General features: G+C 62.3%; 21 protein-coding genes. 4 read left to right on the plus strand and 17 right to left on the minus strand.

What is annotated here, in order from left to right:
- The first annotated feature begins 6 nt into the window (after positions 1–6).
- Complete coding sequence (locus N1058_RS15095) at positions 7–141, plus strand: hypothetical protein (RefSeq protein ID WP_265518419.1); 135 nt, start codon at positions 7–9, stop codon at positions 139–141.
- Between the two features lie 38 nt (positions 142–179).
- On the opposite strand, the gene gyrA is transcribed toward N1058_RS15095, so the two are convergent.
- Entirely contained in the window at positions 180–2978 is a 2799-nt protein-coding gene (gene gyrA / locus N1058_RS15100; protein WP_265518420.1) for a DNA gyrase subunit A, read from the minus strand.
- Between the two features lie 354 nt (positions 2979–3332).
- On the opposite strand from gyrA, the gene N1058_RS15105 reads away from it, so the two are divergent.
- Positions 3333–3968, plus strand: coding sequence for a MarC family protein (locus tag N1058_RS15105; protein ID WP_265518421.1), 636 nt, complete (start codon positions 3333–3335; stop codon positions 3966–3968).
- Positions 3969–4100: 132 nt separating this feature from the next.
- Here N1058_RS15105 and N1058_RS15110 read toward each other — a convergent pair whose 3' ends face one another.
- The 3 genes from N1058_RS15110 to N1058_RS15120 form a co-directional block, all read right to left on the minus strand.
- A complete protein-coding gene (locus tag N1058_RS15110; protein ID WP_265518422.1) occupies positions 4101–4418 on the minus strand; it encodes a hypothetical protein in 318 nt (105 codons plus the stop codon).
- A 71-nt stretch (positions 4419–4489) separates the two neighbouring features.
- The gene (locus N1058_RS15115) at positions 4490–4987 is read right to left on the minus strand and encodes a single-stranded DNA-binding protein (protein ID WP_265518423.1); all 498 of its coding nucleotides are present in this window, start codon (positions 4985–4987) and stop codon (positions 4490–4492) included.
- 590 nt (positions 4988–5577) lie between these two features.
- Positions 5578–5940 carry a hypothetical protein gene (locus N1058_RS15120; RefSeq protein WP_265518424.1) on the minus strand — a complete coding sequence of 121 codons (363 nt, stop codon included), beginning with the start codon at positions 5938–5940 and terminating at the stop codon, positions 5578–5580.
- Between N1058_RS15120 and uvrA the strand changes: the two genes are divergently transcribed.
- Positions 5929–8850 (plus strand): excinuclease ABC subunit UvrA, encoded by a 2922-nt coding sequence (uvrA, locus tag N1058_RS15125; RefSeq protein ID WP_265518425.1) that lies wholly within the window; start codon positions 5929–5931, stop codon positions 8848–8850. The genes N1058_RS15120 and uvrA overlap by 12 nt on opposite strands.
- 28 nt (positions 8851–8878) lie before the next feature.
- A complete protein-coding gene (locus N1058_RS15130; protein WP_265518426.1) occupies positions 8879–9688 on the plus strand; it encodes a DUF72 domain-containing protein in 810 nt (269 codons plus the stop codon).
- A gap of 3 nt (positions 9689–9691) precedes the next feature.
- Here N1058_RS15130 and lpxB read toward each other — a convergent pair whose 3' ends face one another.
- The 13 genes from lpxB to rpsB form a co-directional block, all read right to left on the minus strand.
- Entirely contained in the window at positions 9692–10876 is a 1185-nt protein-coding gene (gene lpxB / locus N1058_RS15135; protein ID WP_265518427.1) for a lipid-A-disaccharide synthase, read from the minus strand.
- On the minus strand, positions 10873–11757 hold the full coding sequence (locus tag N1058_RS15140; protein ID WP_265518428.1) for an LpxI family protein: 885 nt from the start codon (positions 11755–11757) through the stop codon (positions 10873–10875). The genes lpxB and N1058_RS15140 overlap by 4 nt, the downstream gene beginning before the upstream one ends.
- A complete protein-coding gene (lpxA, locus tag N1058_RS15145) occupies positions 11741–12574 on the minus strand; it encodes an acyl-ACP--UDP-N-acetylglucosamine O-acyltransferase (protein WP_265518429.1) in 834 nt (277 codons plus the stop codon). The genes N1058_RS15140 and lpxA overlap by 17 nt, the downstream gene beginning before the upstream one ends.
- Before the next feature lie 9 nt (positions 12575–12583).
- Positions 12584–13048 carry a 3-hydroxyacyl-ACP dehydratase FabZ gene (gene fabZ / locus N1058_RS15150; protein ID WP_265518430.1) on the minus strand — a complete coding sequence of 155 codons (465 nt, stop codon included), beginning with the start codon at positions 13046–13048 and terminating at the stop codon, positions 12584–12586.
- Between the two features lie 4 nt (positions 13049–13052).
- Positions 13053–14099 carry a UDP-3-O-(3-hydroxymyristoyl)glucosamine N-acyltransferase gene (lpxD, locus tag N1058_RS15155; RefSeq protein ID WP_265518431.1) on the minus strand — a complete coding sequence of 349 codons (1047 nt, stop codon included), beginning with the start codon at positions 14097–14099 and terminating at the stop codon, positions 13053–13055.
- A 67-nt stretch (positions 14100–14166) separates the two neighbouring features.
- A complete protein-coding gene (bamA, locus tag N1058_RS15160) occupies positions 14167–16536 on the minus strand; it encodes an outer membrane protein assembly factor BamA (RefSeq protein WP_265518432.1) in 2370 nt (789 codons plus the stop codon).
- Between the two features lie 242 nt (positions 16537–16778).
- A complete protein-coding gene (gene rseP, locus N1058_RS15165) occupies positions 16779–17918 on the minus strand; it encodes an RIP metalloprotease RseP (RefSeq protein WP_265518433.1) in 1140 nt (379 codons plus the stop codon).
- Between the two features lie 165 nt (positions 17919–18083).
- The gene (locus N1058_RS15170; protein ID WP_265518434.1) at positions 18084–18911 is read right to left on the minus strand and encodes a phosphatidate cytidylyltransferase; all 828 of its coding nucleotides are present in this window, start codon (positions 18909–18911) and stop codon (positions 18084–18086) included.
- Positions 18908–19660 (minus strand): isoprenyl transferase, encoded by a 753-nt coding sequence (locus tag N1058_RS15175; protein ID WP_420848000.1) that lies wholly within the window; start codon positions 19658–19660, stop codon positions 18908–18910. The genes N1058_RS15170 and N1058_RS15175 overlap by 4 nt, the downstream gene beginning before the upstream one ends.
- Before the next feature lie 74 nt (positions 19661–19734).
- Entirely contained in the window at positions 19735–20295 is a 561-nt protein-coding gene (frr, locus tag N1058_RS15180; protein ID WP_265518436.1) for a ribosome recycling factor, read from the minus strand.
- Positions 20296–20306: 11 nt separating this feature from the next.
- Positions 20307–21050, minus strand: a complete 744-nt coding sequence (gene pyrH, locus N1058_RS15185) for a UMP kinase (RefSeq protein ID WP_265518437.1) — start codon at positions 21048–21050, stop codon at positions 20307–20309.
- A gap of 125 nt (positions 21051–21175) precedes the next feature.
- Entirely contained in the window at positions 21176–22099 is a 924-nt protein-coding gene (tsf, locus tag N1058_RS15190) for a translation elongation factor Ts (RefSeq protein WP_265518438.1), read from the minus strand.
- A 113-nt stretch (positions 22100–22212) separates the two neighbouring features.
- Positions 22213–23040, minus strand: coding sequence for a 30S ribosomal protein S2 (rpsB, locus tag N1058_RS15195; RefSeq protein WP_265518439.1), 828 nt, complete (start codon positions 23038–23040; stop codon positions 22213–22215).
- Positions 23041–23195 lie beyond the last annotated feature (155 nt).

The following is a 23195-nucleotide window of genomic DNA, read 5'->3' on the forward strand; positions in this document are numbered from 1 at the left end:
ACGACCATGATGATCTTTACGCTGGCAGCCGCAATGACCTTGGCCATGCTGATTGCTACCGCTTTCGGACTTCATCAGGAAGCACAGCGTGTGAGGCTCAAGAACCGTATCGCCGACAAGCGCTATCCCTACCGCAGATAGGAAAAAGGCGCTGTCCTGCAGCGCCTTTCCTTTCCGGCTCAAGTCTGTCCGGACGGCGTATCGTCCGCTGACAAGCCGGGTGCTTCCGGCGCAATAATGCCCTCGGCTTGAGCCACTTCTTCTTCCTCGCCCTGCGGTTCGGATATCCGCTCGACCGAAACCACCCTCTCCCCCTTGGCGGTATTGAAGATCGTCACGCCCTTGGTGGCGCGGCTGGCGATGCGAATGCCGTTCACCGGCACGCGGATCACCTGCCCGGCATTCGAAACCAGCATGATCTGGTCCTCCTTGGCCACGGGGAATGCCGCGATCAACTGGCCGATCTCATCTTTCTTGGAGACGTCCGTTGCGCGAATTCCCTTGCCGCCGCGCCCGATAACACGGAAGTCGTAGGAGGAGGAGCGCTTCCCGTAGCCGAACTCGCTGACGGTCAGCACGAATTGCTCGTGCGCCTTCAATTCCTCATAGCGCTCAGGCGACAGGTCGGTTTCCTCGCCGACATCCTCGTTGGTCAGCGAAACTTCCTCGTCTTCGCCCGTGGCAAGCCGGCGTTCGGCGGCGGCCTGCTTGAGATAGGCCGCGCGCTCGGCCGGTGTCGCCTCCACGTGCTCCAGGATCGCCATCGAGATGACGGTATCGCCATTGGCGAGATTGATGCCGCGCACGCCGATCGAGTTGCGGCCCGCGAATACACGTACATCGCTGACGGGGAAGCGGATGCACTGGCCGGAGGCGGCCGTCAGAAGCACGTCGTCGCCTTCCGTACAGGTGAAGACGCCGAGGATCTCGTCGGCTTCGTCCTCCAGCTTCATGGCGATCTTGCCGTTGCGGTTGACCTGAACGAAGTCCGAAAGCTTGTTGCGCCGCACCGTTCCGCGCGTGGTGGCGAACATGACGTCCAGATCGCCCCAGCTTTCCTCGTCCTCCGGCAGCGGCATGATCGAGGTAATGCGCTCGCCGTCCTGCAGCGGCAGCATGTTGCGCAGGAACTTGCCCACCGATTGCGGCGAACCGACCGGCAGCCGCCAGACCTTTTCCTTGTACACGATGCCGCGCGAGGAGAAGAACAGGATCGGCGTGTGGGTGCTGGCCACGAACAGCCGCGTGACGAAATCCTCGTCCTTGGTCGACATGCCGGAGCGGCCCTTGCCGCCGCGCGCCTGCGCCCGGTAGATCGAAAGCGGCACCCGCTTGATATAGCCCTTGTGGGTGACGGTGACGACCATGTCCTCGCGCTGGATCAGATCCTCGTCATCCATGTCCGGACCGCCCTCGACGATCTCGGTGCGGCGCGGCGTGCCGAACTCGTCGCGAACAGCGACAAGCTCGTCCTTGATGATCTGCTGGATGCGCGCCCGCGAGGACAGGATGTCGAGGAAATCGCTGATCTCGGCGCCGATCTTGTTCAACTCGTCGGCAATTTCGTCGCGGCCCAGCGCCGTCAGCCTTTGCAGGCGCAGATCGAGGATGGCGCGGGCCTGTTCTTCGGAAAGATTGTACGTCCCGTCGTCATTAACCTTGTGGCGCGGGTCGTCGATCAAAAGGATCAACGCCTCGACCTCATGGGCCGGCCAGCGCCGCGTCATAAGCTGTTCGCGCGCGGTCTGCGGATCGGGCGCCTGCCGGATCAGCTTGATCACCTCGTCGATATTGGCGACAGCGATGGCAAGGCCCACCAATACATGGGCCCGCTCGCGCACCTTGCGCAGCAGGTACTTCGTGCGCCGGCTGACCACGACCTCTCGGAAATGGACGAAGGCCTTCAACATATCGGCCAGTGTCAGCAACTCGGGCTTGCCGCCATTCAGCGCCACCATGTTGCAGCCGAACGAGGTCTGCAGCGGCGTGTAGCGGTAGAGCTGGTTCAGCACTACATCCGCCATGGCATCGCGCTTGAGCTCGATCACCACCCGATAGCCCTGGCGGTCGCTTTCGTCGCGGATATCGGAAATGCCCTCGATCCGCTTGTCGCGCACCAGTTCGGCCATCTTCTCGATCATCGAGGCCTTGTTGACCTGGTAGGGCACCTCGGTGATGACGATCGCCTCGCGCTCTCCGCGCACATTCTCGACATTGACCTTGCCGCGCATCATCACGGAGCCGCGCCCCGTCTCATAGGCGCTGCGGATGCCTGAGCGGCCGAGGATGATGCCGCCGGTCGGGAAATCCGGCCCCGGTATCATTTCCATGAGTTGCTGCAGGGAGATGGCGGGATTGTCGATCAGCGCGACGCAGGCGTCGATCACTTCGGACAGGTTGTGCGGCGGGATGTTGGTGGCCATGCCGACAGCGATGCCGCCGGAGCCATTGACCAGCAGATTGGGAAAGCGCGCCGGCAGAACCTTGGGCTCCCGCCCGGAGCCGTCATAAGTATCCTGGAAATCGACCGTTTCCTTGTCGATATCCTCGAGAAGCTCGTGCGCCACCTTCGACAGCCGCGACTCGGTGTACCGCATGGCCGCCGGCGGATCGCCGTCGATCGAGCCGAAATTGCCCTGCCCGTCAATCAGCGGCACGCGCATCGACCAATCCTGGTCCATGCGCACCAGCGCGTCATAGATCGAGGCGTCGCCATGGGGATGGTACTTACCCATGACGTCGGCGACGGGACGCGCCGACTTCACATATTTACGGTTCCAATGATAACCGCTCTCGTGGGAGGCATAGAGAATGCGGCGATGCACGGGTTTCAACCCGTCGCGCACGTCCGGCAGCGCCCGGCTCACGATCACGCTCATAGCGTAATCGAGATAGGAACGCTGCATTTCCTCAATGATCGAGATCGGCTCGATGTCGTCGGGCCCGATCGGCCCGCTCGGCGTCGTCTGGTCAGTCAAGATGGGTCACATTCAGCTAACAGAATCACTTTATCCTTATATAGGAACAGGGGCCGTGACTCCAATCGTCCGGACCATTATTCACGAGGAATTTCAGAAGCTTTTTCAAATAGATAGTATTACAAGAGGATTCTCCACAGAGGCGCTTCGTCGCATCGGACCATTTTGCGCCTGACGATTGCCCGTTTCGGCCTCCGGGAGATCGGGAATCTTCGTCTGTTGTGCCAGCGCGCCGCATGTTCTCCTGGACTTTCAAAGTCGCTCCGTCCTCTTGTTTTTCCGTATTTGTGTCAACGCCAGACGTGCCGCCTGATCGTAAAATGCTATAGCAATGGCTGGCAGAAGGAGATGCCGATGCCGGCTTTCGATACATTGCTCAATGCCTTCGTGACACTGCTCGTTACCGTCGATCCGCCCGGCCTAGCCCCGCTTTTCCTGGCGCTGACCGCGGGCATGAACCGTTCCGAGCGCAATCAGGTCGCCATCCGCGCCAGCCTTATCGGCCTGTCGATCCTGCTGGTATTCGCTCTTGCCGGTGGTGCGATCCTGAAGGTCTTCGGCATCACGCTTCCAGCATTCCGCGTTGCCGGCGGTCTGCTCCTGTTCTGGATCGCTTTCGAGATGATTTTCGAGCGCCGGCAGGAGCGCCACGAAAAGAGCGCCGAGCGCGCCGTCACACGCGACATGATCCGCAACATCGCGGCCTTCCCGCTCGCCATTCCGCTCATTGCCGGCCCCGGTGCGATATCGGCTTCTGTGCTCCTGTCGGGAAGTTTCGCCGGACCGGCGGACCGCGCCGCCCTTGCCCTGATCATCGCCTCGGTGATCGCGTTGACCTATATCGTCTTCGTACTGGCCGAGCGCATCGACGGCTTTCTCGGCGAGACCGGCCGGTCGATCCTGACACGGCTCCTAGGCGTGATGCTCGCAGCGCTCGCCGTCCAGTTCGTCTCCGATGGCGTCAAACACCTTTTCGGCATTGCCGCGTAGAGCCCATAATGGACTGGAGCGCCGTGCACCCATCAGGACGCACGGCGTTCCATCTCTTCGTCTTTCCGTATTTGTGCGGACGCCGGATGATTCCACCTGGCTACAAGATGCTATGGCGTTGGGACCGAGGCCTTATCCGCCTGGAAGGAGCACCGACATCTCCTTGCCGCCATAGCCATGCACGGAATCTCGCGCACGGATCGTCACTTCGCGGATTTGAGCAGGCAAGGAGACACCGGAAAGGCTGCGTGTGAATGGCTGCTCGTCCACATGGGGATGGGCCAGCACGCGCGTCGCCAGCACTTCGTCTTCGCCGCTCAACACTTCCCACTGGTCGACGTAGTGATCCCAACCGGCGTCTTCATGGGAAACGGTGACATCGAACCGGAAGGAACCGGGCGCGCCGTCGGGTTTCACGACGACGGCCACCACATCGGCTTCGCCCGCCATTGCCAGCGCACCCGTCGAAAGGAGCAGCGCCCCCAGGACAAGACAGTATATGGATCGGTGCCCCATGAAGATCAGAACGGAATTTCATCGTCCAAGTCACGTGAAAAGCCACCGCCGGCATTCTCTGTCGGGCTGGACTGGCCGAAATCGGAGCCGCGTCCGCCGCCCTGGTTGACCTGCTGGCCGCCGTAGCTGCCCTGGCTTTCACCGCCCTGGCTGCGCGTATCCAGCATCTGCAATTCACCACGGAACTTCTGCAGCACGACCTCCGTCGTGTAGCGGTCCTGCCCCTGCTGGTCGGTCCATTTGCGGGTCTGCAGCTGGCCTTCGATATAAACCTTCGCGCCCTTCTTCAGGTACTGCTCGGCCACCTTGGCGAGATTGTCGTTGAAGATGACGACATTGTGCCACTCAGTGCGCTCGCGGCGCTCTCCCGACTGGCGGTCGCGCCATGTCTCGGACGTGGCGATACGCAGGTTGACCACCGGATCGCCCGAATTCAGCCGGCGAATCTCTGGATCCGCGCCCAGATTCCCGACCAGAATTACCTTGTTCACACTGCCCGCCATGGGATCACTCCACTCGTCCGAAATTGAAAATGCACATCACCGGTTGCCAGCGCCGACTTCCGGCCGCCGAACAATTCTTGGTCTCGCTCACAATAGCCCATGGCGCTGCTCGGCGCGCCACCCCACCTCACACGGCCCGTCATCGTCCACAACTCATTTGTTCTTGATATGTTCTATAGCACCCAGCCCCTTCACGCAACCCACCGGGCATTTTCGCCAAAGCCACGCCGTTCAGCACTGCCTCTGTTGGGATAATCCGTGAAAGAGCGCGTATCGCAACGCTGGAAACACTGCTGTGCAGCATCAGGCCCTGCCGCCGCTTGTTCCGGGCGCGCAGGGCCTCGTTCGGTCTTTGCCCATGCCGGGAGTATGTTACCGACATTAATCCGGCACCCGAAGGTCCGGTTGTTCAGGTTTAATTTTCGTGTGGCAGCCGCTCGCTCGGACGACATCGGCAACAACTCTAGAGGAATTACCGATCCCGGCTGATTTTCGTCAACCGGGCACCTTCGCCGTCACATGGCCAAGGCTTCCGGCTTGCAGCCGTGGCCCCAGCTAGAACCTGGAGCCAGTGGAACAGTCAGGTGGATTCATGCCTTCCTCCTGGTTTCCTTGCGCGTTGCACCGCAGAGACATAACGCGATCCGATGGGATTCTACGCGTTTCTCTTGATGCGCAATATCAATGTGCGCAGCCTTGGTCGAACCGTCAAGACACGTGCCTGCGTATTCATCAAATGTGATCGAAACGGCACTATCGGGCAGCGAATTGTCAGGAGATCGTTCGGCCTTTGTTCTTTTTGCTTGCAGGCGCGGCTCAATAGCATAAAACGGACCTTGCGCGGATGCGGCTGCGCCATCGACATTGTCGCGCAGTTTCCTACATGAAGCCGAGCCGGCCCGCGCCGGAATTGGCCAAAGCAAGACAAGGTGGCGACGGGCATGCCCGATCACAAGTACATATCCATTCGCGGCGCCCGCGAACACAATCTCAAGAACGTCGATCTCGACCTCCCCCGCGAGAAGCTGATCGTCATGACCGGCCTGTCGGGTTCAGGCAAATCCTCGCTCGCCTTCGACACTATCTATGCCGAGGGCCAGCGCCGCTATGTCGAAAGCCTGTCGGCCTATGCCCGGCAGTTCCTGGAGATGATGCAGAAGCCGGATGTCGACCAGATCGACGGGCTCTCGCCCGCGATCTCCATTGAGCAGAAGACCACGTCGAAGAATCCCCGCTCCACAGTCGGCACGGTTACGGAAATCTACGACTATATGCGCCTGCTGTTCGCGCGCGTCGGCGTGCCGTACTCGCCGGCGACGGGACTTCCGATCGAGAGCCAGACGATCAGCCAGATGGTCGATCGCGTGCTGGCGCTGGACGAAGGCACGCGCCTCTACATCCTGTCGCCCATCGTGCGCGGGCGTAAGGGCGAGTACCGCAAGGAACTGGCCGAACTGCAGAAAAAGGGCTTCCAGCGCGTCAAGATCGACGGCGCCTTCTACGAGATCGGCGACGCTCCCGCCCTCGACAAGAAATACAAGCACGACATCGATGTGGTCGTCGACCGCATCGTTGTGCGCCCGGACATGGCCACGCGCCTGGCCGATTCGCTGGAGACCTGCCTGGCGCTCTCGGAGGGCCTGGCCGTCGCCGAATTTGCGGACAAGCCCCTTCCCGAAGATGAAACTGCGGAAGGTGGATCTGCCAACAAGTCGAAGAACGAAACGCATGAGCGCATGCTGTTTTCGGAAAAATTCGCCTGCCCCGTGTCGGGCTTCACAATTTCCGAAATCGAGCCCCGGCTTTTCTCCTTCAACAACCCGGCCGGCGCCTGCCCCGCCTGCGACGGCCTGGGCAGCCAGCGCGCCATCGATCCCGATCTGGTCGTGCCGGACGAGAACATTGTCCTGCGCGAGGGGGCGATCGCGCCTTGGGCGAAATCGACCTCGCCTTATTATCTGCAGACGCTGGAGGCCCTCGGCCGCGAATACGGCTTCAAGGTCGGCCAGCGCTGGAGGGACCTCGGCCAGGAGGCGCGGGACGCGATCCTGCACGGCACCGGCACGAGGAAGATCGATTTCGACTATGACGACGGGCTGCGCAGCTACCGCACGACCAAGCCTTTCGAAGGCGTGGTGACGAACCTGCAGCGCCGCTGGAAGGAGACCGAATCGGCTTGGATGCGCGAGGAGATCGAGCGCTACATGTCGGCACATCCCTGCCCCGCCTGCGGCGGCCACCGGCTGAAGCCGGAAGCGCTGGCGGTCAAGGTCGGCGGCCGGCATATCGGTGAAGTCACCGCCATGTCGATCAGGGCCGCCAATAGCTGGTTCGAAACGCTCCCGCAGAGCCTCAACGACAAGCACAACGAAATCGCCGCGCGCATTCTCAAGGAGATCCGCGAGCGCCTGCGCTTCCTCAACGATGTGGGCCTCGACTATCTGACGCTGTCGCGCAATTCCGGCACGCTGTCGGGCGGCGAGAGCCAGCGCATCCGCCTCGCCTCGCAGATCGGCTCCGGCCTCACCGGCGTGCTTTACGTGCTGGACGAGCCGTCCATCGGCCTGCACCAGCGCGACAACGACCGGCTTCTGGCGACGCTGCGCCACTTGCGCGACCTGGGCAATACAGTGATCGTCGTCGAGCACGACGAGGATGCCATCCTGACGGCCGACTATGTGGTCGATATGGGCCCCGCCGCCGGCGTTCATGGCGGCAGGATCATCGCCGAGGGCACGCCGGGCGACATCATGGCCAATCCCGCCTCGCTCACTGGCCGCTATCTGACCGGCGACATGGCCATTCCGATGCCCTCCGCCACCCGCGAGATATCCAAGAAGCGGCGGGTCCGGGTCGTCGGCGCCCGCGCCAACAATCTGAAGAACGTCACCGCCGACATCCCGCTCGGCACATTCACCTGCGTCACCGGCGTTTCCGGCGGCGGCAAGTCGACATTCCTCATCGAAACGCTCTACAAGGCAGCCTCGCGCCGCATCATGGGCTCGCGCGAGCATCCGGCCGAGCACGACCGTGTCGAAGGCCTGGAGCATCTGGACAAGGTCATCGACATAGACCAGTCCCCCATCGGCCGCACGCCGCGCTCCAACCCCGCCACCTATACGGGCGCCTTCACGCCGATCCGCGACTGGTTCGCCGGCCTGCCGGAAGCCAAGGCGCGCGGCTACCAGCCCGGCCGCTTCTCCTTCAATGTCAAGGGCGGGCGCTGCGAGGCCTGCCAGGGCGACGGCGTCATAAAGATCGAGATGCACTTCCTGCCGGACGTCTATGTCACCTGCGACGTCTGCCACGGCAAGCGCTACAACCGCGAGACCCTGGACGTCACCTTCAAGGGCAAATCCATTGCAGATGTCCTTGAAATGACCGTGGAGGAAGGCGTCGAGTTCTTCTCGGCCGTGCCAGCCGTGCGCGACAAGCTGGTCACGCTGGCCCGGGTCGGCCTTGGCTATATCCATATCGGCCAGCAGGCCACGACGCTTTCGGGTGGCGAGGCGCAGCGCATCAAGCTAGCCAAGGAACTGTCGAAACGGGCCACCGGCCGCACGCTCTATATTCTGGACGAGCCGACCACCGGCCTGCACTTCCACGATGTCGCAAAGCTTCTGGAAGTGCTGCACGAGTTGGTGGACCAGGGAAATACCGTGGTAGTCATCGAGCATAATCTGGAAGTCATCAAGACCGCCGACTGGGTTCTCGACCTCGGGCCCGAAGGGGGCGACGGCGGAGGCGAACTCGTCGCCGCCGGCACCTTGAACGACATCGTGGCCGAGAAACGCAGCTATACCGGAAACTTCCTGAAGGAGCTTCTGGAGCGGCGGCCGGCAAAGAAGCAGGCCGCCGAGTGACGCACGGCGAGAGGTTACGGGGGATAAAGTGACCACATCCGGAAGAATTCGCGCCGGCATCGGCGGCTGGACCTTCGCGCCATGGGAAGGCACCTTCTATCCTGATGACCTGCCCAAGAAGCGGCAGCTGGAGTATGCCAGCAGGCAGATGCCGACGATCGAGGTGAACGGCACCTATTATGGCTCGCAGAAGCCTGCCGTCTATGCCAAATGGGCAAGCGAGACGCCCGACGATTTCGTTTTCTCGCTGAAGGGAAACCGCTTCGTCACCAACCGCAAGGTCCTTTCGGAGGCTGCCGAATCGCTGGAGAAGTTCCTGGGCTCCGGCATCACCGAAATGGGTGGGAAGCTGGGCCCGCTGGTCTGGCAGTTCGCGCCCACCAAGAAGTTCGACCCGGAGGATTTCGAGGGTTTTCTCCAGCTTCTGCCTTCGAGCCGGGATGGCATCGCCCTGCGGCATGTGCTGGAGGTCCGCCACCCTTCCTTCGTCGTGCCGGAATTCGCCGCGCTTGCCCGCAAGTACCGGGCCGCGATCTGTTACGCACATCACTTCGAATATCCCGAGATCGCCGACGTCACGGCCGATTTCGTGTATGCGCGGCTGCAGCGCGGCCAGGACGACATACCCACGGCCTATACGCCGGCGGATATGGACGCCTGGGCCGACCGTGCCGGAACATGGGCGGAGGGCGGCATGCCGGGCGATCTGCCGCTGGCGGACGAGACCACCGAGATCGAAAAGCGCCCGCGCGATGTCTTCGTCTATTTCATTCACGAAGGAAAGATCCGCGCCCCCCACGCCGCGCGCGCCTTCATGGAGCGCGTCACGAAAGCCTGATGCTCACTTCGCCACAGTGCCCTTCCCGTAGATCGTGGCGAGCACGGCATCGGCGGCCAGTTCGCCGGAGGGCTTTGGTGTTGCAAGGGCGGCGGCCACCTGCGCAAAGCCTTCGCGCTGTGCAGCCCGCGTCGGCGTGTCGTCCCATAATTGTCCGATCTGCCGCGCCAGGTAGGAAGGCCGCACGAACTGGTCGAAATATTCTGGCACCACGGGCCAGCCGGCGATCAGGTTGGGCAGCGAGGCGGACCACACCGTGATCATCGATATCAGCAGGCGCGCGACCGGATCCGTCTTGTAGCAACTGATGAAGGGCACGCGCGCCAGCGCCAGCTCCAGTGCGACCGTCCCAGAACAGGCAAGTGCCGCGTCCGCGCCGGCAAAGGCGCGCCATTTGCGTTCCGGCTCCAGGATGATTTCCGGCCTGACCGCCCAGTCTTCGGTGGCTTTTTTGACGATCGGCGCGACATGCGGCACTGTCGGCAACAGCACGTCGAAGCGATGGCCCGTTCCGTGCAGTTCGGCAACGGCTTTGCCGAAAGGCTCGATCAGCCGCTGGACCTCGCCCCGGCGCGAACCTGGCAGCACCAGCAGCGTCTTGCGGCTGGGCGACGGCTTCTCCTTGCGCGTAAGCTGCTCATGGGCGGTGGCCAGTATGTTTTCGTCGGCATTCAGCCGATGTCCGACATAGCTGCCGGCCGGCCCGCCCAGCCGTTCGAGCTCCGCCGGCTCGAAAGGCAACAGGCACAGAACATAGTCTACATGGGGCCGCATCTGCGCCGCCCGGCCCGGCCGCCACGCCCACACGCTGGGGCACACATAATGCACGATCGGTATCGAAGGATCGGCCGCCCGCACCTTCCGGGCCACGCGCAGACCGAATTCGGGGCTGTCTATGGTCACGAGACAGTCGGGCTTTTCGGAGACAACGGCCCTTGCGGTCTGGCCGATACGGTGCCAGAGGCGCGGCAGATCGCGAAGGACCGCCGATATCCCCATCAGCGCGATCTCGTCGGCATCGAACAGCGACACAAGGCCCAACGCGCGCAGATTGCGCCCGCCAACACCCGTCAGCACCACGTCCTGACCCGTCTTCCGTTCCAGCGCCGCCACGAGATCGGCGCCCAGCAGATCGCCCGATTCTTCGCCGGCCACGATGGCGATGCGCAGGGGCTTCTTGGCGCTCATGCCGCGGGCTCGCCTTCCAGACCGACCAGGTAGAGCCCCAGTTCGTCGGCAAGCCGGATTGTCTCGGCCATGTCGAGGATCAGGCTGCGGCCGGCTTCCACGGCAACGCCTCCAAGCCCGGCCGCCTTGGCGGCGGTCATCGTGCGGGGGCCGATGGAGGGCAGGTCGGCCCGTTCCTCCTGCCCCGGCTTCGCACATTTTACCAGCGCGCCGCGCGCCTTGCCGGCCAGCCGACCGTGCCCGCGCAAATCCTTCATGCGCTCCAGCAGCCCGTCCGTTCCCTCGATGCCCTCGAGCGCCACCGCGCGCCCGCCGATGGCGATGGCCGCCTGGCCGATGTCGAGCGCCCCGATGGCGCGCGCCGCCGCAAAGGCGGCCGCAATGTCCTTCCGGTCGCCGCTTCCAGGCTTGATCTTGCCGAGAGCCCCCGTCGGCGCCAGCAGGTCCGGCACCACCTCATGCGCCCCCACGACCTGGATGCCGCTGCTTTCGATATAGCCGATGGTGGCGCGCAACAGACCGTCATCACCCCGCGCATAGGCGGCGATGAGGCGGGGTATCTGCAGAAGCACGGACGGCGGGAACCGCAGGCGCGAGAGCGGCGGGCGCTTGGCCACACCGCCAGCCATCACCAGGTGCGTCACGCCGCGCCTGCGCAATTCCGGCAGGACGAAGCCCAGCCTGTCGACCGCCGCGGTGAGAAGATCGTAGCGCCCAGGCGCCTCGGCTATGTCGGCCTCGTCGGCAATCGCCACGACCACAGGCCGATGACCGGCCGAAGCAAGCGCGTCGATTACATGAATTGGCAAAAGCCCGCTGCCGGCCACGACGGCAACACGGTCACCCGCGCCGAACCTCGCTTGCCTAGTCCTCGCCGTCATCGTCATCGTCGATGGCCCTTCCGCGCGGCGGTACCGTGAAGTGGCGCTTATCCTTGCCCGCCACGAAACGGAGCATGTCTGCCACCACCGCCGAATCCGGGAAAGCGGTCGCGACGCGGCCGATATTGGCGGCAAGCGGCTGATCCGGATCAAACAGCATCCGGTAGGCCTTGCGCAATTGCACCAGCTCGGAGCGCGGCATGCCCGATCGCTTCATTCCGATCACGTTGAGCCCGCGCAGCTTGGCCCGGTCGCCGACAGCCATGCCGTAAGGTATGACATCGCCGACCACTGCCGCGAAGCCACCCAGAAAAGCGTGATGGCCCACCCGCACGAACTGGTGGACGGCCGCATAGCCGGACATGATCACGGCGTCGCCGATCTCGGAGTGCCCGCCCAGCCCCGCATAGTTCGCCATCGTCACCTTGTTGCCGACAATGCAATCATGGGCGACATGGCTGTAGGCCATCAGATAGCAGTCGTCCCCTACGACCGTGCGGCCTCGCCCCGTCTCGGTGCCGCGGTGGACCGTCATGCCTTCGCGGATGATGCAGTTGCGGCCCACCGTCAGCGTCGTGCGGCCGCCCTTGTATTTGAAATCCTGCGGCGGACCGCCAAGTACGGCGGTGGGATAGACTTGGCAGCCCTCCCCGAGCGTCGTTTCGCCGAGAATGGTGACCTGGCTCACAAGCTCCGTCCGGTCGCCGATGATGGCCTGCGGCCCCACATGACAGAATGGCCCGATGCGCACGCCAGCGCCCAGTTCGGCACCCTTCTCGACTACCGCGCTTGGATGAATGAGGGTTTCCTGTGGCATGGTGTCCCGTCAGCCCGGCTCTTTCGCCGACATCATGGCCGAGATCACGGCCTCCGCGACCTTGCTCCCACCCACCTTCGCCTCACAGGCGAACCGCCAGATATTGCCACGCTGCTTCTGCTTGACGACATGGATCTCGAGCTTGTCGCCCGGCACCACAGGCTTGCGGAACTTGGCATTGTCTATGGTCATGAAATAGACCACCGAAGGCTGGCTATCGCCGGAATTGTTGATGCAGATCGCGCCGGCCGTCTGCGCCATGGCCTCGACGATCAAGACGCCGGGCATAACTGGCTGGCCGGGGAAATGTCCCAGGAAATGCGGCTCATTGAAGGTGACATTCTTGATGCCAATGGCGGAATTGTCGCCGTCGACCTCGATGATGCGGTCGACCAGCAGGAATGGATAGCGGTGCGGCAGCAGGCGCAGAATATCCATTATTTCAAGACTATCGAGCGTCGAGCCGTCGGCCATTATGCTATTTTCCCTTCCTTGTTCCCTCGGCAAGCCTGCGCAGCGCCGTCAGCTCGCGAAATGCCTGTCGCATGGGCTGCGCAGGCGATCCCGCCCAGCGCTCGCCCGCCGGAATGTCGTTCATGACGCCACTGGAAGCGGCAAGCTGCGCCCCGTCACCGATCGACAGATGATCGGCAATGCCGACACGACCGCCGAGCATCACGTAATTGCCGAGTGTCACCGAACCGGAGAGCCCGCACTGGCCAGCCACCACACAAGCCCTGCCAATACGCACATTGTGCGCGATCTGTACGAGATTATCGATCTTGCTGCCCTCGCCGATCACCGTATCCGTCAACGCTCCGCGATCCACAGTCGTGTTCGCACCGATCTCGACGTCGTTCTGAATGATAACCCGACCAAGCTGGGGATATTTTTCCAGCCCCGCTGCCCCAGGCAGAAAGCCGAACCCGTCCTGCCCGATCTGCACCCCAGGATGGATGATCACGCCATCGCCGATCACGGCGAACTGCACGGTGGTGTTGGGACCGATATAGCTGTTGCGGCCGATCTTGCAGCCGGCCCCTATAACGGCATGCGGAGCGATAACGGTTCCCCTGCCGATCTCCGCGCCCGTGCCGATCACCGCTCCGGCTTCAATGATGGCACCTTCTTCGATCAGGGCACCAGCGGCAATTGCCGCGCGATCGGAGACGCCTGTTTCGCCGGTCATCGGCTGCGGCCTGCTGGCGGCAGGAAAGAGAAGCCGGGCCACCGCCGCAAAGGCATGTTGTGGCCTGGGCGCAGACAGCACCGCTACGCCATCCGGCACCATACCCGCGAATTCTCCCGGGCAAATCACGGCAGCCGCAATCAGGCCCGGGATGATATTCGCGTTGCGCTTGCCTTCCACGAAGACCAGTGCGCCCTGTCCACCTTCGGTGGCGGCCGCCAAATGGGTGATTTCAACGTCCGCGAGCTCCGGCCTGGCAAGGGTTGCGCCGGTCAGTGCCGCGATCTCGCCCGCGTTGATGCGGCGCGCGGGGACAAAAAAATCGGGTTCTTTCATGAACGCCTTCTCGTCCGGGCTGCCTCAAGCTGCCCGGACAGTCTGCTATGCCTCAGCGAGCCCAGGCCTAGAACCGCGTGGAAATACCGAAGTTCCAATGCTGAAGCCGGTCCGTGTCTTCCTTCACAACGGGATATGCGTAGTCGACACGCAACGGGCCAAAGGGCGAAGCCCAGATCAGGCTGGCGCCAACCGATGCACGCCATTCCATACCGGTGGCCACGGCACCCGACACCTCGCTGCCATACAGCGTGGCGGCATCGGCGAAGAAGGCGCCACGCATACCGAAGCTCTCGGGAATAACCGGCATTGGGAACTGTGTTTCAGCCGAAGCGTGGAAATAGGTCGTGCCTCCGAGATAGTCCCGCGTCCCGTCAGAAGCCAATTGGTACGGTCCGATGCCGTTATACTTGAACCCGCGGATAATGCGGTCATTGCTGTTGAAATTATCGAAGACACGAATCGGGTTGTCGCCGTAGCCGAAGATGTGCCCACCACCGACCGTGACGAGACCGACAAGGTCCAGTTCCTCGGAAATCATCTGATAGTAGTTGGCCCGCCCCGTGAGCTTCACCCACTTCGCATCTCCGCCGAGGCCGGCGAACTCGGTCGTGAAGTTAGCGTAAATGCCTTCACGCGGAGACTTCATATCGTCGATCGTGTTGTAGATCAGCGAACCACTGACGGATGACTTCTTCCAGGTGCCTTGGTTGATAGCCTCTTGAACAGCGGTCGAGACGCCGGAGCCCGTCCCATAGTCATCGCCCCTCGTATACTCTTCCTGCACGTAATTATAGGCCAGCTGGGTCGTCAAAGCCTCGGTAATCGGCAGGCCAAATCGCACGGTGGCACCCGTTGCCTCGCGATCATAGATGTTAGCCCCGCCGGAATTTTCCACGCTGCGCGTATTGCGGAACACATCGAAGCCGGCGGCAATGCGGCGTCCCAGGAAGTAAGGCTCGGTGAAGGAGAAGGTGTAATCGCGCGAATCCTCGCCACCGGCTGCAGAAACGCGGATGAACTGCCCACGACCCAGGAAATTGCGCTCGGTGACCGACCCCTCGACCGAGAAGCCGCCATTGCTGGAAGACGAGGCGCCCGTAGCGTAACCCGCACCAATGGAGAACTCGCCGGTCGATTTCTCCACCACATCCACGACCAGGATGACCTGATCCGGCTGGGAACCCGGCACAGTGGTGATGTTGACGGTCTGGAAGAAATTCAGCGCATCGAGCCTGCGCTTGGCGCGCTGGATCAATACCTGGTTGAAGGCATCGCCCTCGCTGACGTCGAATTCGCGCCGGATAACGTAGTCGCGCGTGCGGCTGTTGCCACGAATCTCGATGCGCTCGACATAGGCGCGCGGTCCCTCATCCACCGAATAGACAACGGAGATCGTGCGGTTTTCGAAGTCGCGGCTGCCACGCGGCGTAACCTGCGCGAAAGCATAGCCGCGCCCGGCGACTTCCTCGGTGAGGCCGATGATCGTGTCTTCGATATCCTTGGCGCTGTAAAGCCCCCCGCTGCGCGTCTCGATCCGATCCTGAAGCGTGGCGGTATCGATGCCATCGATGGTTGAATCGATCGACACGTCGCTGAACCTGTAGCGCTCACCCTCTTCCACGGTGAAGGTGATCGTATATTTGTTGTCGGCCTCGTTGAGATCGGCCGAGGACGAGATGACCCGGAAATCCGCAAAGCCGCGATTGTAATAGAAGCGGCGAAGCGCCTCTTCATCGGCGCGCAGACGATTGTCGTCATAGATGTCGTTGCGCATCAGGAACGACAGAAAGTTCGACTGCTTCGTCGAAACGACGTCCTTCAGGCGACGATCGCCGAAGGCATTGTTGCCGATGAATTCGATAGAGCCGATCTTGGTGCGGTCGCCTTCCTGGATGTCGAAGATGACATTCACGCGCCCGTCGCTGAGCTCCTGAATGCGCCCGCTGACGGTCGCCTCATCGCGGCCTATGCGCTGATAGGCTGCGCGCACGGCCTCTTCATCGGCCTGCAGAAGCTGATTCGAGAATGCCTTGCGCGGCCCCAACTGCACCGCACTGGCAAGGTTGGCGTCCTTGATCTTCTTGTTGCCCTGGAACAGCACCTGATTGACGATCGCATATTCGTCGACCGTCACAACCAGCGTGTTTCCGGACTGAGTGACCGAAACGTCGGCAAACAAGCCGGTGCTGAACAGGCGCTTCACGGCCTCGTTCACGTCGGCGTTGCTGAAAGATTGTCCGGGCGAAATGCCGACCTGGTTGCGGATCGTATCAGCATCGACGCGGCGATTCCCGCGGACCTCGATCCGGCTGACCGTCGCTGCCTCGGCGACAGATACGGATGCAAGCTGAACAGCGATCGCCCCCGATACCGCTAGACCGGCCGTCAGCGCCACCGCCGAAACGGCGCACATCAATCTGGAAGCTGCCTTCATTGGGCTTTAAAACCTTCTATTCTCGTTGTCCCCACGGCGAGAAAATCCGGACAATCGGGCAATTCGCATACCGTAATAGCCGGATTTTCTCTATACGCAAGGCTTCTGGTTAATTTGCGTTTACGAAACATCCATCCGTGGCTTTCGCGTCACGCCAACCGTCCAACGTGGTAAATACCACCTGAACGACCAACCCCGGATGTACCCTCACGCAATTGCCTTTCCGTCAAACATATTTCTCCTCAGCATCCAAACAGATCGTTCCAGAAAACGAAACCCATGAACGCGAGAACTACCAGCATTCCAACACGGTAAACCGCCTCCATCACTGCCTCGGGCACGGGCCGGCGCATCACCGCTTCCATGGCGTAGAACAAGAGATGGCCGCCATCAAGCGGGGGGATGGGTAAAAGATTGAGAATCCCGATGCCAACGGACAGAAGCGCAACGAGTTGAACCAGCCATTCGAAACCCAGACTGGCCGCCTTGCCCGCCATATCGGCGATCTTCACTGGCCCGCCGAGCTGACAGCGATCCTCGCGCCCGACGACGAAACGCTTGAGGAACTGGCCGGTACGGGCAATTACGTGGCCGGTTTCCTCGACACCGGCCACGAGCGCGCCCACCGGACCGAATTCGTCTACCCGCCTGGCGCTTTCGCCCTCGTCGTTGATGACGCCGATGACGCCGACCTTGACCGTGTTACCAAGCGCGTCTTCCTGCTCGGTCACCCGTGGCGCGGCGACGAGTTCGACCTCCCGACCATTGCGCATCATCACAAAAGTCAGCGGATCGCCGGCCCGGCCTGACACGATGCGCTGAACGTCGCGAAAGGTCTCGACCGTCGTCCCGTCCACCGAGACAAACCGGTCTCCCGGCAGGATGCCCGCCTCCTCGGCAGCACTTCCCGGCTGGACCTGCGATACCGTCGGCTCAACGACGACGCGGCCATAGAGGCCGAACATGACGGCGAATACCGCTATCGTCAGCAGAAAATTGAAAAACGGCCCGGCAAACACCGTCGCGGCGCGTTTCCAGACCGGCTGCGTATGGAAGGCGATGCGCCGCTCGTCATCGGAAAGTGCGGCGGCAGCATCGGCGTCCGGCTGGCTCGTCGCCGACATGTCGCCGACGAACTTCACATAACCGCCGAGCGGTATCGCCGACAGCTTCCAGCGTGTACCCCGCCGGTCGTTGAACCCGAACAATTCCGGCCCGAAGCCGATGGAGAACGCCCGCACGCCGATCCCACACCAGCGGCCCACCAGATAATGGCCCATCTCATGCACGAAAACGACGACGGTGAGGACGAACAGAAACGGCACGATCGTGCCGAGGAGAAATCCGCCGGTGCCGGCAAGGAATGCGGAAATGTCGGTCAATGCGCTTCCGTTCTCCCAGATTCTATCGTTGCCGCGTCAGCTTTTCCCGCCAATCCGGGCAAATCCAAGGCCTGCGCCCGATGCCATAGGGAAGGGTTGCCGGGAGCACACCCGAATCCGGTGCGCGAGAGGGATGTAGCATCTAATCGCACCGGTAGAAACCGGTTAGAACGGCGACAGCGGCTCAACGGACGGCCCCAGCACAAGCGTTGCCGCATAGAGGAGGATGGCCGCAGGAATCAGCCCATCCACACGGTCCATTACGCCGCCATGCCCGGGAATGATCGCGCCCGAATCCTTCACCCCGTTCCGGCGCTTCACAGCCGATTCGAACAGGTCTCCTGCCTGCGAAACAACCGACAATGCGAGCGAGATAAGCCCCGCCGTCACGAGGACACCCAGGCTCGCGCCGGCAACGAACGCCGCCACGGCCAGCCCGCCGGCAAGCCCGAATGCCGCGCCGCCTATCGCCCCGCTCCATGTCTTGCCCGGCGAAATCGAGGGCGCGAGTTTCGGCCCGTCCAGAGAGCGGCCCGTGAAATAGGCCATGATGTCGGTCGCCCACACGACCACGAAAAGCAGGATCACGAGAACCAACCCCTCCTCCCTGAGGAAGGACAGGGCGATGGCCGGCAGTCCCGCATAGAGCAGGCCCCAGAGCGGCCAGAGCGTCGCTCGGGAGAACGCCCATGCGGCGAAGAGCCAGACAAGGCCGGCGCCAAGGGCTGCAACGCAGCCCAGCAGCGGCGCATCGAGCAGCAGAATGATCGCCAGAACCGCAAAGGCCGGCCAGCCATAGAGCTCACCGCTGGCATCGTCCTTGCGCATATCAAGCCACTCATGGAATATTCCGCCGCTCATCGCGACGACGAAAACGCGAAACCAGAAACCGCCGAACCAGGTCGCCGCCAGGACCACGATGATCAGGACGATTGCCGAGAAGACCCGCAGCTGCAGATTGCTGCGCTTTCCGGTTCCGCCTCCGGCGGTCATGACACCGCTTCTTGCGCGGCCACACCGCCGAAACGCCGGTCACGCTCTTCGTAAACGGCAATCGCCGCCGCCAAGTCCTCGCGGCTGAAGTCCGGCCAGTGGAGCGGTAGAAACACGAATTCTGCGTAGGCAGCTTGCCACAACAGGAAATTTGAAAGCCGCTGCTCGCCGCTCGTGCGGATGATGAGATCGGGATCGGGAATGCCTGCGGTGTCGAGGCGGGCAGAGAATGATTCGGCCGTCACGCTCTCCGGATCTATCTGTCCGTCACGCGCCTCGCGCGCGATCTCTCGGGCGGCGCGCAGGATTTCGTCGCGCGCCCCGTAATTGAACGCAACCACCAGGTTCATGTTGGTGTTCCGCTCGGTCAGGCTCTCGGCCTCGGTCAGCAAGGCTGCGATGTCAGGAGTGAGATCCTGGCGGCTGCCCACGATGCGTACCCGCACGCCGTTCTGGTGCAGTTCGGCAAGGTCGCGGCGAATGAACCGCTTCAATAGTCCCATGAGATCGTTGATCTCGGATTTCGGACGCGACCAGTTCTCGGACGAAAAAGCGTAGACAGTCAGCCAGCCAACGCCCAGTTCGCCCGCCGCGCGCACGGTCTTGCGCAGCGCCTCCACGCCGGCGCGATGGCCGGCGGCGCGCGGCAGGCCGCGAGCCCGCGCCCAACGGCCATTGCCGTCCATGATGATGGCCACATGTGCCGGCTTCACTGGACTTGGCTCTCCCCTTTGCCCCCGCGATGGCATTCGGATGCGCGGTAACCGTGTCTTCTTGAGCACCGGGCGTGCCGGGCGCCGCGCCGGGCGCGAAACTCCGACCCTCAGACCTGAAGGATTTCCGCTTCCTTGTCGACTAGAAGCTTGTCGATGGCTGCGATCGTGTCGTCGGTCAACTTCTGCACGCGGTCGGACTGTACGTGCAGATCGTCCTGGCTGATATCGCCGTCTTTCTCGGCCTTTTTAAGGTGTTCCATGCCGTCGCGGCGCACATGACGGGCGGCGATGCGGGCATTTTCGGCATATTGATGCGCAATTTTCACCAGTTCCTTACGCCGCTCCTCGTTGAGTTCCGGCAAGGGTATGCGCAAAGTGGTGCCATCGACGATCGGATTGAAACCGAGATTGGATTCACGGATAGCCTTGTCGACCGCCTGGACCATGCTCTTGTCCCAGATGGAAACGGAGATCATCCGCGGTTCGGGAACGGACACCGTTGCCACCTGATTGATCGGCATCGACGCACCATAGGCTTCGACATTGATCGGATCGAGAAGGTTTGCTGAAGCGCGCCCGGTCCTCAGCGAAGCCAAATCATGCTGGAACGCACTGACCGCACCTTCCATGCGCCGGTTCAAATCCTTGAAATCAACTCCGTCAGACATCGCTGCCTCCCTTACGCCTTGGCCTTTTCGAGATCCGCAGGATCGTCATCGACGACAGTACAATGTCCCGCGCCCCGTAGAATGTCACCGAACCCGCCTTCCTCGTGGATCGAAAAGACGATTATCGGAATGTTGTTCTCACGTGCAAGCGCAATCGCCGCCGTATCCATGACCGCCAGGCCATCCCGCATGACCTTTTCGTGGGATATGCGCTCATAGCGCGCGGCCTTGGGGTCCTTCTTGGGGTCGGCGGTATAAACCCCATCGACCTGGGTGCCCTTGAAAAGCGCCTCCGCCCCGATCTCCGCCGCACGCAGCGCAGCCGCGGAATCGGTGGTGAAGAAGGGATTGCCCGTACCACCGGCGAAGATGACGACCTTGCCTTCGTTCATATAGCTCGTGGCCTGGCGCTGAGAAAAGCTTTCGCAGAGTTCCGGCATGGCGATGGCCGAAAGCACCACTGCCTCGACGCCGATCTTCACCAGCGAGGTCCGCAACGCCAGCGAGTTGATGACCGTGGCCAGCATGCCCATGTGGTCGCCCGTCACCCGGTCGCCACCCTTGGACGCAACGGCGACGCCGCGGAAGATATTGCCGCCGCCGATCACCACGCCGACCTCGACGCCGAGCGACCGCGCATCGGCGATGTCCCTGGCGATGCGGTCGACGACCGAGACATCGATGCCGAAGCCCTGCTCACCCATCAGGGCTTCGCCGGAAGCTTTCAGTACGACGCGCCGAAATCGTGATTCCACTCTACCCTCGTTCCCGTTGACAATCCGGCCGGAACGCGCCCGCGCATCCCAGGTTCCTTCGTCGCCTACACGAAGGGCACCGCGTTGTCACGCGGTGCCCTCTGATATGCCCCGATAAGCAGCGCCTACGACTTTGCGACAGCGGCCACTTCGGCGGCAAAGTCCGATGTCGCGCGCTCGATGCCTTCGCCGAGCGCGAAACGGATGAAGCCGGTGATCTTCGCCGGCGCGCCGATTTCCTTTTCGGCTTCCTTCAACGCCTGCTCAACGGTCACGTCGGGATTGACGACGAAGGCCTGCTTGAGAAGCACGACTTCCTCAAAGAATTTGCGCATCCGGCCTTCGACCATCTTCTCGATGATGTTTTCCGGCTTGCCGGACTGGCGCGCCTGATCGGAGAATATCTCCTTCTCGCGTGCAACGGCCGCCGGGTCGACATCCGTATCGTTCAGCGCCAGCGGGTTCACCGCCGCGACATGCATCGCGACCTGACGACCGAAAGCGGCGGCGGCTTCCGCGCTGCCTTCCGTCTCGATGGCGACCAGCACGCCGATCTTGCCGAGGTTGTCGGCAGCTGCGTTGTGCACGTAGCTCGCCACGGCACCCTTGCTCACCGAAAGCTTGGCCGAACGGCGCAGGGCCATGTTCTCGCCGATGGTGGCGATGGCATCCTTGATGGTATCTTGGACGCTCTTACCGCTATCGGGGTAAGCAGCGGCCGAAACCGCCTCCACCGAGCCGTCGGTCGACAGGGCGACGGACGCGACATTGCGCACCAGGTCCTGAAATGCGTCGTTGCGCGCGACGAAATCGGTCTCCGAGTTCACTTCGACGACGACAGCGCTGCCGGCGTCGGTCGCAACGCCGATCAGGCCTTCCGCCGCCGTGCGGCCAGCCTTCTTGTCGGCCTTGGACATCCCCTTCTTGCGCAGCCAGTCGACAGCCGCTTCGATATCGCCGCCATTTTCGGCCAGCGCGGTCTTGCAGTCCATCATGCCCGCGCCAGTCATCTCGCGCAGTTGTTTGACCTGTGCTGCTGAAATGCTCATCGTCGCCTCTTCATATCCGATTGGTCAGCGGCCGGGTGAAGACACCGCGGCCGCTTTCATTTGGTGGGGCTATGAGCCCCGGAATGGAGAGAAGGGTCGAAAGACCCTTCCCGCTAAGCCTTGTTCGCCTCGTCAGCCGGCGTCTCGGAAACCGCCTCTTCGACCGGAGCAGTTTCCTCGGCAGGCGCAGCTTCAATCGCCGGCTCGACCGGGGCTTCCTCGGAAGCGCCTACATCCATGCCCATCGAACCCTGCTGGCGCTCGATGCCGTCGATGGCGGCCTTGGCAAACAGATCGCAGTAAAGCGAGATGGCGCGCGAAGCATCGTCATTGCCCGGGATCGGGAAGTCGACGACCTCGGGATCGCAGTTCGAGTCCGAGATCGCGATCACCGGAATGCCCAGACGGCGGGCTTCCTGCACGGCGATGGCTTCCTTGTTGGTGTCGATCACGAACATCATGTCCGGCGTCGAGCCCATGTCGCGGATACCGCCCAGCGCGCGCTCCAGCTTGTCGCGCTCGCGTTCGAGGTTGAGCCGCTCCTTCTTGGTGAAGCCCGAAGCATCTCCCTGAAGCAGTTCGTCCAGCTTGCGCAGGCGCTGGATCGAATTGGAGATCGTCTTCCAATTGGTCATCATGCCGCCGAGCCAGCGCGAGTTCACGTAATACTGGGCCGACCGCTTGGCCGCATCGGCAACGATGTCGGAAGCCTGGCGCTTGGTGCCGACGAACAGAACGCGGCCGCCCTTGGCCACGGTGTCGGAAACCGCCTTCAGCGCCTGGTGCAGCAGCGGAACGGTCTGGCTGAGATCGATGATATGGATGTTGTTGCGGGCGCCGAAGATATAGGGCGCCATTTTCGGGTTCCAGCGGTGGGTCTGGTGGCCGAAGTGAACACCAGCTTCAAGAAGCTGGCGCATGCTGAAATCAGGCAATGCCATTGTCGTTTTCCTTTCCGGTTAAGCCTCCGCGGATCACAGGCGGTCTCGCCGCCACCGGAGGATTCGGCCGGATGTCTCCCGACAGAACCCAAAAAATCCGCGTGTGGAATGGGCGCGCATATAGAGGCTATTTCCGCGCAATGCAAGCGAAGGCC

The sequence above is a fragment of the Nitratireductor luteus genome, from assembly GCF_026162365.1.
GTDB lineage: Bacteria > Pseudomonadota > Alphaproteobacteria > Rhizobiales > Rhizobiaceae > Chelativorans > Chelativorans luteus.